Source organism: Flavobacterium omnivorum, assembly GCF_900099915.1.
GTDB lineage: Bacteria > Bacteroidota > Bacteroidia > Flavobacteriales > Flavobacteriaceae > Flavobacterium > Flavobacterium omnivorum.
In genome coordinates, this window is sequence record NZ_FNDB01000026.1 from 23,481 (window position 1) to 29,739 (window position 6,259).

Sequence of the window (6,259 nt, forward strand, 5' to 3'; positions counted from 1 at the left end):
AATACTCTAAATAAGAGCAAGCAAGATAAACATTATTACTTTTAATTGAAAAGGAGTAGTGGCAAATGTTACTATTGCACTTTGATTATAAAGGAGGAGCTAGCATTTAAAAAATAGCCACTAATTCTTTGATTTTAAAATGCAAAATCAGAGAATCAGTGGCTAAAAGATAGTGTTGATTGAATTCGTATAGCAATTAAGTCAACGAATTGTCGTTTTCATTTGGAAAAATTACCCACGGTTTGAAGGTTTTAGCTTCTTCAAAATCTAGGGTTGCGTATGAAATGATGATGATGATATCGTCTTTTTGAACTTTTCTTGCTGCAGGACCGTTGAGGGTAATTGTTCCTGAATTTTTTTCGCCTTTAATGGCATAGGTTTCAAAACGTTCTCCGTTGTTGATGTTTACAATGGAAACTTTTTCGCCTTCAATGATATTTGAGGCCTCTAATAATGATTCATCAATGGTGATGGACCCGATATAATTTAGATCGGCACCTGTCACTTTAACCCGGTGAATCTTTGATTTTAAAACTTGAATTTGCATGCTACAAAAGTAAATTAATTTAATGAAATGGTATCAATCAAACGGATATTGTTGACTAATACGGCTATGAAAGCGCGGTATTTTTTATTTTTATTTTTTCGATTACACGTTATAAGTGTTGCTTCATCGGAAATGGTGAAGTATTCCAGCGTAAATTGAGGATTTTTTTTAAGGAATTTTTGAACCCATTCTGAGATTTTAGCCGCGCTATTTGTCGGAAATTTAGCTTTGACAGAAGTCAATATTTGATATATAATTGCCGCTTCGTCTCTTTCCTGAGCAGATAAGCGTTCGTTTCTAGAGCTCATGGCTAGATTGTTACTTTCTCTGTAAATGGGACAACCAACGATAACTACTTTTAAATTATTTTTAGCTACCATTTTTTTTACAATTTGCAATTGTTGGAAGTCTTTTTCTCCAAAGTAAGCATGCGTAGGTTCCACTATTTCAAAAAGGCGTTTAACCACTGTGCCTACGCCATTAAAATGTCCGGGTCTGAATTTGCCTTCCATTGGATATTCGAGACCATCAAAATCAAACGATAGAGAAACGGGTTGTCCGTCATAAATATCTTCAACTGAAGGGGAATATAAAATAATATTCGGATCTAAATTCGTAAGTTTTTTCACATCTTCTTCTAGTGTCCTTGGGTATTTTGCCAGGTCTTCAGGATTGTTGAATTGGGTAGGATTCACAAAAATACTCACTACAGTATTTGTATTTTCCGCCAATGATTTTTGGATTAAAGCCAAATGACCTTGATGCAAAGCGCCCATTGTTGGAACAAATCCAACGGTGGAATGGATTGTTTTTATTGATTTCAAATAGTCCATTAAAGATGCTTTTCCGTAGAAAATAGGCATGGCAGTTTTATTAAAATTAAATGCAAACTTACTATTTTAGTTAATAACTGCATAAATTTTTGTAATTTTGCATGGTTTTTATTGCCAATAAATAAAGTAAATTACAATATGAAAGATAAGAGGATATTATATGTATCATCTGAAGTGGTGCCGTATCTTGCTGAAAACGAGGTCTCTTTAATGTCTTATGACGTTCCAAAAATGATTAATGATCAAGGTGGACAGATAAGAATTTTTATGCCAAGGTATGGAAATATTAACGAGAGAAGACACCAATTGCACGAAGTAATTAGACTTTCGGGGATGAATTTGGTAGTAAATGACTTGGATATGCCATTGATTATAAAGGTAGCTTCTATTCCAAAAGAAAGAATTCAAGTATACTTTATCGATAACGATGAATATTTTAAAAGAAAAGCGACGTTTACAGATGAAGAAGGAGTGATGTATCCTGACAATGACGAACGTGCTATTTTCTTTGCTAAAGGAGTTGTTGAAACCGTTAAAAAACTCAATTGGGTTCCAGATATTATACATGTTCATGGATGGATGGCTGCCATGTTGCCTATTTATATGAAGCATTTTTATAAAAATGAAGCTTTGTTTTCTGAAACAAAGATTGTTACTTCTGTTTACAGTCAGTCCTTTGAAGGAACTTTGAATGTGGAAATGGTCAATAAAGTAAAGTTTGATGGAGTTCCCGCTGATGCAATTGCGGATTTGGAAATACCAGATTACGAAAATATTATAAAGTCGACCATAAAGCATTCTGATGCAATAATTATTGCCTCAGAAAACCTGTCACCAAGTTTAACAAAATTTATAGAATCTTCAGGAAAACCTTTTTTATCTTTCGCTCCGAAAGATGCATTCGCAGAAGCGTATACTAACTTTTACTTAAACGAGGTTCTTTAAATTAAACTTTTTTAATAAATATGTACAATAATTCTTTTTTTAAGAAAATCCTGATAGTCGCAACTGTTGTGTTTTTATATTCATGTGATAAAGATTACAACGAAGTTGGTGGTGATTTGATTGGTGGAAACAATTTTGATCTTAATAAAGCCTCTTACGGTGTTTTAGGTTACAATCAAAAAACAGGACCAATTCAATCTAATAATCTTGAAGTAAATCCATTGGGAATTTATAGCAACGCAAATTTTGGTCAAACCACTGCGAATTTTAACACCCAATTGACTCTTCCAGTTTTTACCACTGTTGTAAGTACAAGGCCTTTTGTTGAAAGTGTTGTTTTGACGATTCCTTATTATACGGATCCATCGCAAACTAAAGTGAATGCAGATGGTAGCCGCATATATGTTTTAGATTCAATTTACGGCGTGGAAAAGGCTAAAATGAAATTAAGCATCTATGAATCAGGTTATTTCATGAGAGATTCTGATCCTGATTCTGGTTTCCAGCAGCCACAAAAATATTACACAGATCAAAATGCTGAGTTTAATAATTTAAAAAAAGCTACACTTTTAAATGACAGTTCAGATAAGTCTCAAAACGAGGAATTTTTCTTTAATCCAGAGGAACACGTTGTTGTAACGACAGATTCAATTACTAACGTAAAATCTACGGCTTACACGGCACCAGGTATGAAGTTGAACTTAAATAGTGACTACTTTAAAACCAGAATTATTGATGCAGTTAATAATGGTAAATTAGCCTCAAATGATGTTTTCAAAAATTATTTTAGAGGACTTTACTTTAAAATGGAGAAATCAGGAAGCAGCGCAGGAAATTTAGCGATGTTGAATTTTAGAGCGGGAAAAATTACAATTAAGTACAATGAAGATTTAGTGTCTACAACTGCAGGAGTTTCAACAACTACCCGAGTAAAAAAGACCATTGAGCTTAACTTAACAGGAAATACAGTTAGTTTGTTGAACAATGATTTTACCAACTCTGGTGCTGCTTATGCTGCTTTGCCAAATACAGGTAATAGAACAGATGGCGATGATAAATTGTTTCTAAGAGGTGGAGAAGGTTCCGTAGCAGTGCTGCAGCTTTTTGACCCTAAAGATCTAAAAGGGTACGATGCCAACGGCGTTCTTACAGGTCCTAATGGAGTTTCCGATGAATTAGATGATTTAAGAAATCCAGCCGATGGTAAAAAGCTTTTGGTAAACGAAGCAAATTTAGTTTTTCATATCGATACCGATGCGATGTCATCCAGTAATGAGCCACAAAGAATTTATCTATACGATTTTAAAAATAGCCGACCATTAGTAGATTACTCCTTAGATCCTACTTCTAATAGTACTAATCCAAAGAAATCCAAAGCTTTTTTTGACGGTATAATCAAAAAGGATGCAACTAGTAAAAGAGGGGTTACGTATAAAATTAGAATTACAAATCAGATACGAAATCTTATAAACAATAAAGATTCAACTAATGTTAGTCTAGGACTTGTTGTTACTGAAGATATTGGTATAATAGCATCTTATAAAGTAAAAACGCCAAATGCTTTTATTTCTCAGGCCCCAAAAGCTTCGGTGATGAATCCTTTAGGGACTATTTTATATAGCGGAAAATCTACCGTTCCTGTGGAGAAAAAATTGAAACTTGAAATTTATTATACAAAACCTAATTAAGCCAAGACTATGTGTGGAATCGTTGGATATATTGGATACAGAGAAGCCTATCCTATTGTAATTAAGGGATTGAAAAGGCTGGAATATAGAGGTTATGACAGTGCTGGTGTGATGTTGTACGATGGTGAAAATTTAAAAGTTTGTAAAACCAAAGGCAAGGTGTCAGATCTTGAAGAGCAAGCCTCAAAGGAAATGACAATCAATGGAAGCATTGGAATTGGGCATACACGTTGGGCCACGCATGGTGTTCCAAATGATGTAAACTCACATCCTCATCTTTCGAATTCAGGTGATTTGGCTATAGTTCACAATGGAATTATCGAGAATTATGCTCCTTTGAAAGCAGAATTAATTAAAAGAGGGTATGTTTTTCATTCGGATACAGATACAGAAGTACTTGTAAACCTTATTGAAGAAGTACAGAAAAAAGACAACCTAAAATTAGGTAAAGCTGTTCAAGTAGCTTTAAATCAAGTAGTGGGAGCTTACGCGATTGCTGTTTTTGATAAAAAAAATCCAAATGAAATTGTTGCGGCTCGTTTAGGTAGTCCACTAGCAATTGGAGTAGGAGAAGGGGAGTTTTTTATAGCTTCAGATGCTTCGCCTTTCATAGAATATACGGCTAATGCAATTTACCTGGAAGATGGTGAAATGGCAAATATCCGATTGCACAAACAAATGAAAGTACGTAAAATTATGGATGATTCTTTAGTTAATCCTACGATTCAAGAACTTCAAATGAACTTGGAACAGATTGAAAAAGGTGGGTACGATCATTTTATGTTAAAAGAAATTTATGAGCAACCTAGCGTTATTAAAGATACGTACCGTGGAAGACTTCATGCAAATGAAGGATTAATCCAAATGGCAGGTATTGAAGATAATCTAGAAAAATTCTTAAATGCAGAAAGAATTATTATTGTTGCCTGTGGTACTTCTTGGCATGCTGGTTTAGTTGCAGAGTACGTTTTTGAGGAGTTCGCTAGAATTCCAGTTGAGGTAGAATATGCCTCTGAATTTAGATACAGAAATCCAATTATTAATAGTAAAGATATCGTCATTGCTATCTCTCAATCTGGAGAAACAGCGGATACGATGGCAGCAATAAAACTAGCTAAAGAAAGTGGTGCATTTGTTTTTGGAGTTTGTAATGTAGTTGGTTCTTCTATTTCAAGAGAAAGTCACGCTGGTGCTTACACGCATGCAGGACCTGAAATAGGTGTTGCATCCACTAAAGCTTTTACCACTCAAATTACTGTTTTGACTATGATTGCTTTGCGTTTGGCTAAAGCCAAAGGAACATTGTCGAATTCTGTTTTTCATAGCTATTTGCAAGAATTAGAAATTATTCCTGAAAAAGTAAAGGAAGCTTTAGAGACAAATGACAGAGCAAAAGAAATCGCTGCCGTCTTTAAAGATGCCCCTAATTGCTTATATTTAGGGAGAGGATATAATTTTCCTGTAGCCTTAGAAGGTGCATTGAAATTAAAAGAGATCTCCTATATTCATGCTGAAGGGTATCCTGCCGCAGAAATGAAACACGGACCGATAGCATTAATCGATGAGCACATGCCAGTTGTTGTTATTGCACCAAAACAAGGACACTACGACAAAATTGTGAGTAATATACAAGAGATTAAATCCAGAAGTGGAAAAATCATAGCGGTAGTAACTAAGGGAGATACGCAAGTACGTGAATTGGCGGATTATGTGATTGAAATTCCAGAAACATCAGACGCGTTATCGCCATTGATTACCACAATACCTTTACAGCTTTTGTCTTATCATATTGCTGTTATGCGTGGATGTAATGTAGATCAACCTCGTAATTTAGCAAAATCAGTTACTGTAGAGTAATTTTATAGTATTCTATTTTTATACAAAAGCCTCGAATATTCTGTTCGGGGCTTTTTTATGTTTTGTTTGTCCCGTCCTGAAATAGCGATACACAAAAAGTATCCTAATGGAAAAACATGAAGAAACACGCTATGTGAAGCGGACTCAAAAAGATTATTCAATGTCTTTTAAATTACAAATTGTTCAAGAAATTGAACGAGGACAACTTACAGTTACAGAATCCACAAAGACTTATGGCATTCAAAATAGATCAACTGTTGTTAAATGGCTTAGAAAATTCGGTAACTTTGATTGGGAAAACCAAACACCATTTACTATGTCAAAGTCGCCAGAACAAAAGATAATGGAACTTGAAGCCAAAGTAAAACTTCTAGAGAAACAGAAGTCTT

The 6,259-nt window shown here is 34.5% G+C and carries 6 protein-coding genes; 4 read left to right on the plus strand and 2 right to left on the minus strand.

The window, feature by feature from the left end:
• Positions 1–196: 196 nt before the first annotated feature.
• Together panD and panC are read right to left on the minus strand one after the other, a co-directional pair.
• Entirely contained in the window at positions 197–547 is a 351-nt protein-coding gene (gene panD, locus BLS90_RS15870) for an aspartate 1-decarboxylase (RefSeq protein ID WP_073352340.1), read from the minus strand.
• Positions 548–561: 14 nt separating this feature from the next.
• Complete coding sequence (panC, locus tag BLS90_RS15875) at positions 562–1,410, minus strand: pantoate--beta-alanine ligase (protein ID WP_091259368.1); 849 nt, start codon at positions 1,408–1,410, stop codon at positions 562–564.
• A gap of 108 nt (positions 1,411–1,518) precedes the next feature.
• Between panC and BLS90_RS15880 the strand changes: the two genes are divergently transcribed.
• The 4 genes from BLS90_RS15880 to BLS90_RS15895 all read left to right on the plus strand — a co-directional run.
• Positions 1,519–2,325, plus strand: a complete 807-nt coding sequence (locus BLS90_RS15880) for a glycogen/starch synthase (protein ID WP_091259370.1) — start codon at positions 1,519–1,521, stop codon at positions 2,323–2,325.
• Positions 2,326–2,345: 20 nt separating this feature from the next.
• Positions 2,346–4,013: a DUF4270 domain-containing protein gene (locus BLS90_RS15885; protein ID WP_091259372.1), complete on the plus strand. Its 1,668-nt coding sequence runs from the start codon at positions 2,346–2,348 to the stop codon at positions 4,011–4,013.
• Between the two features lie 9 nt (positions 4,014–4,022).
• Entirely contained in the window at positions 4,023–5,870 is a 1,848-nt protein-coding gene (glmS, locus tag BLS90_RS15890) for a glutamine--fructose-6-phosphate transaminase (isomerizing) (protein ID WP_091259374.1), read from the plus strand.
• 106 nt (positions 5,871–5,976) lie between these two features.
• On the plus strand, positions 5,977–6,259 hold a 283-nt coding region (locus tag BLS90_RS15895), incomplete at its 3' end, for a transposase (protein ID WP_139171465.1).

Excerpts from the sequence above, each read along its gene's own strand:
- panD (WP_073352340.1), bottom strand. The coding sequence starts at position 547 with ATGCAAATTCAAGTTTTAAAATCAAAGATTCACCGGGTTAAAGTGACA.
- panC (WP_091259368.1), bottom strand. The coding sequence starts at position 1,410 with ATGCCTATTTTCTACGGAAAAGCATCTTTAATGGACTATTTGAAATCA.
- BLS90_RS15880 (WP_091259370.1), top strand. The coding sequence starts at position 1,519 with ATGAAAGATAAGAGGATATTATATGTATCATCTGAAGTGGTGCCGTAT.
- BLS90_RS15885 (WP_091259372.1), top strand. The coding sequence starts at position 2,346 with ATGTACAATAATTCTTTTTTTAAGAAAATCCTGATAGTCGCAACTGTT.
- glmS (WP_091259374.1), top strand. The coding sequence starts at position 4,023 with ATGTGTGGAATCGTTGGATATATTGGATACAGAGAAGCCTATCCTATT.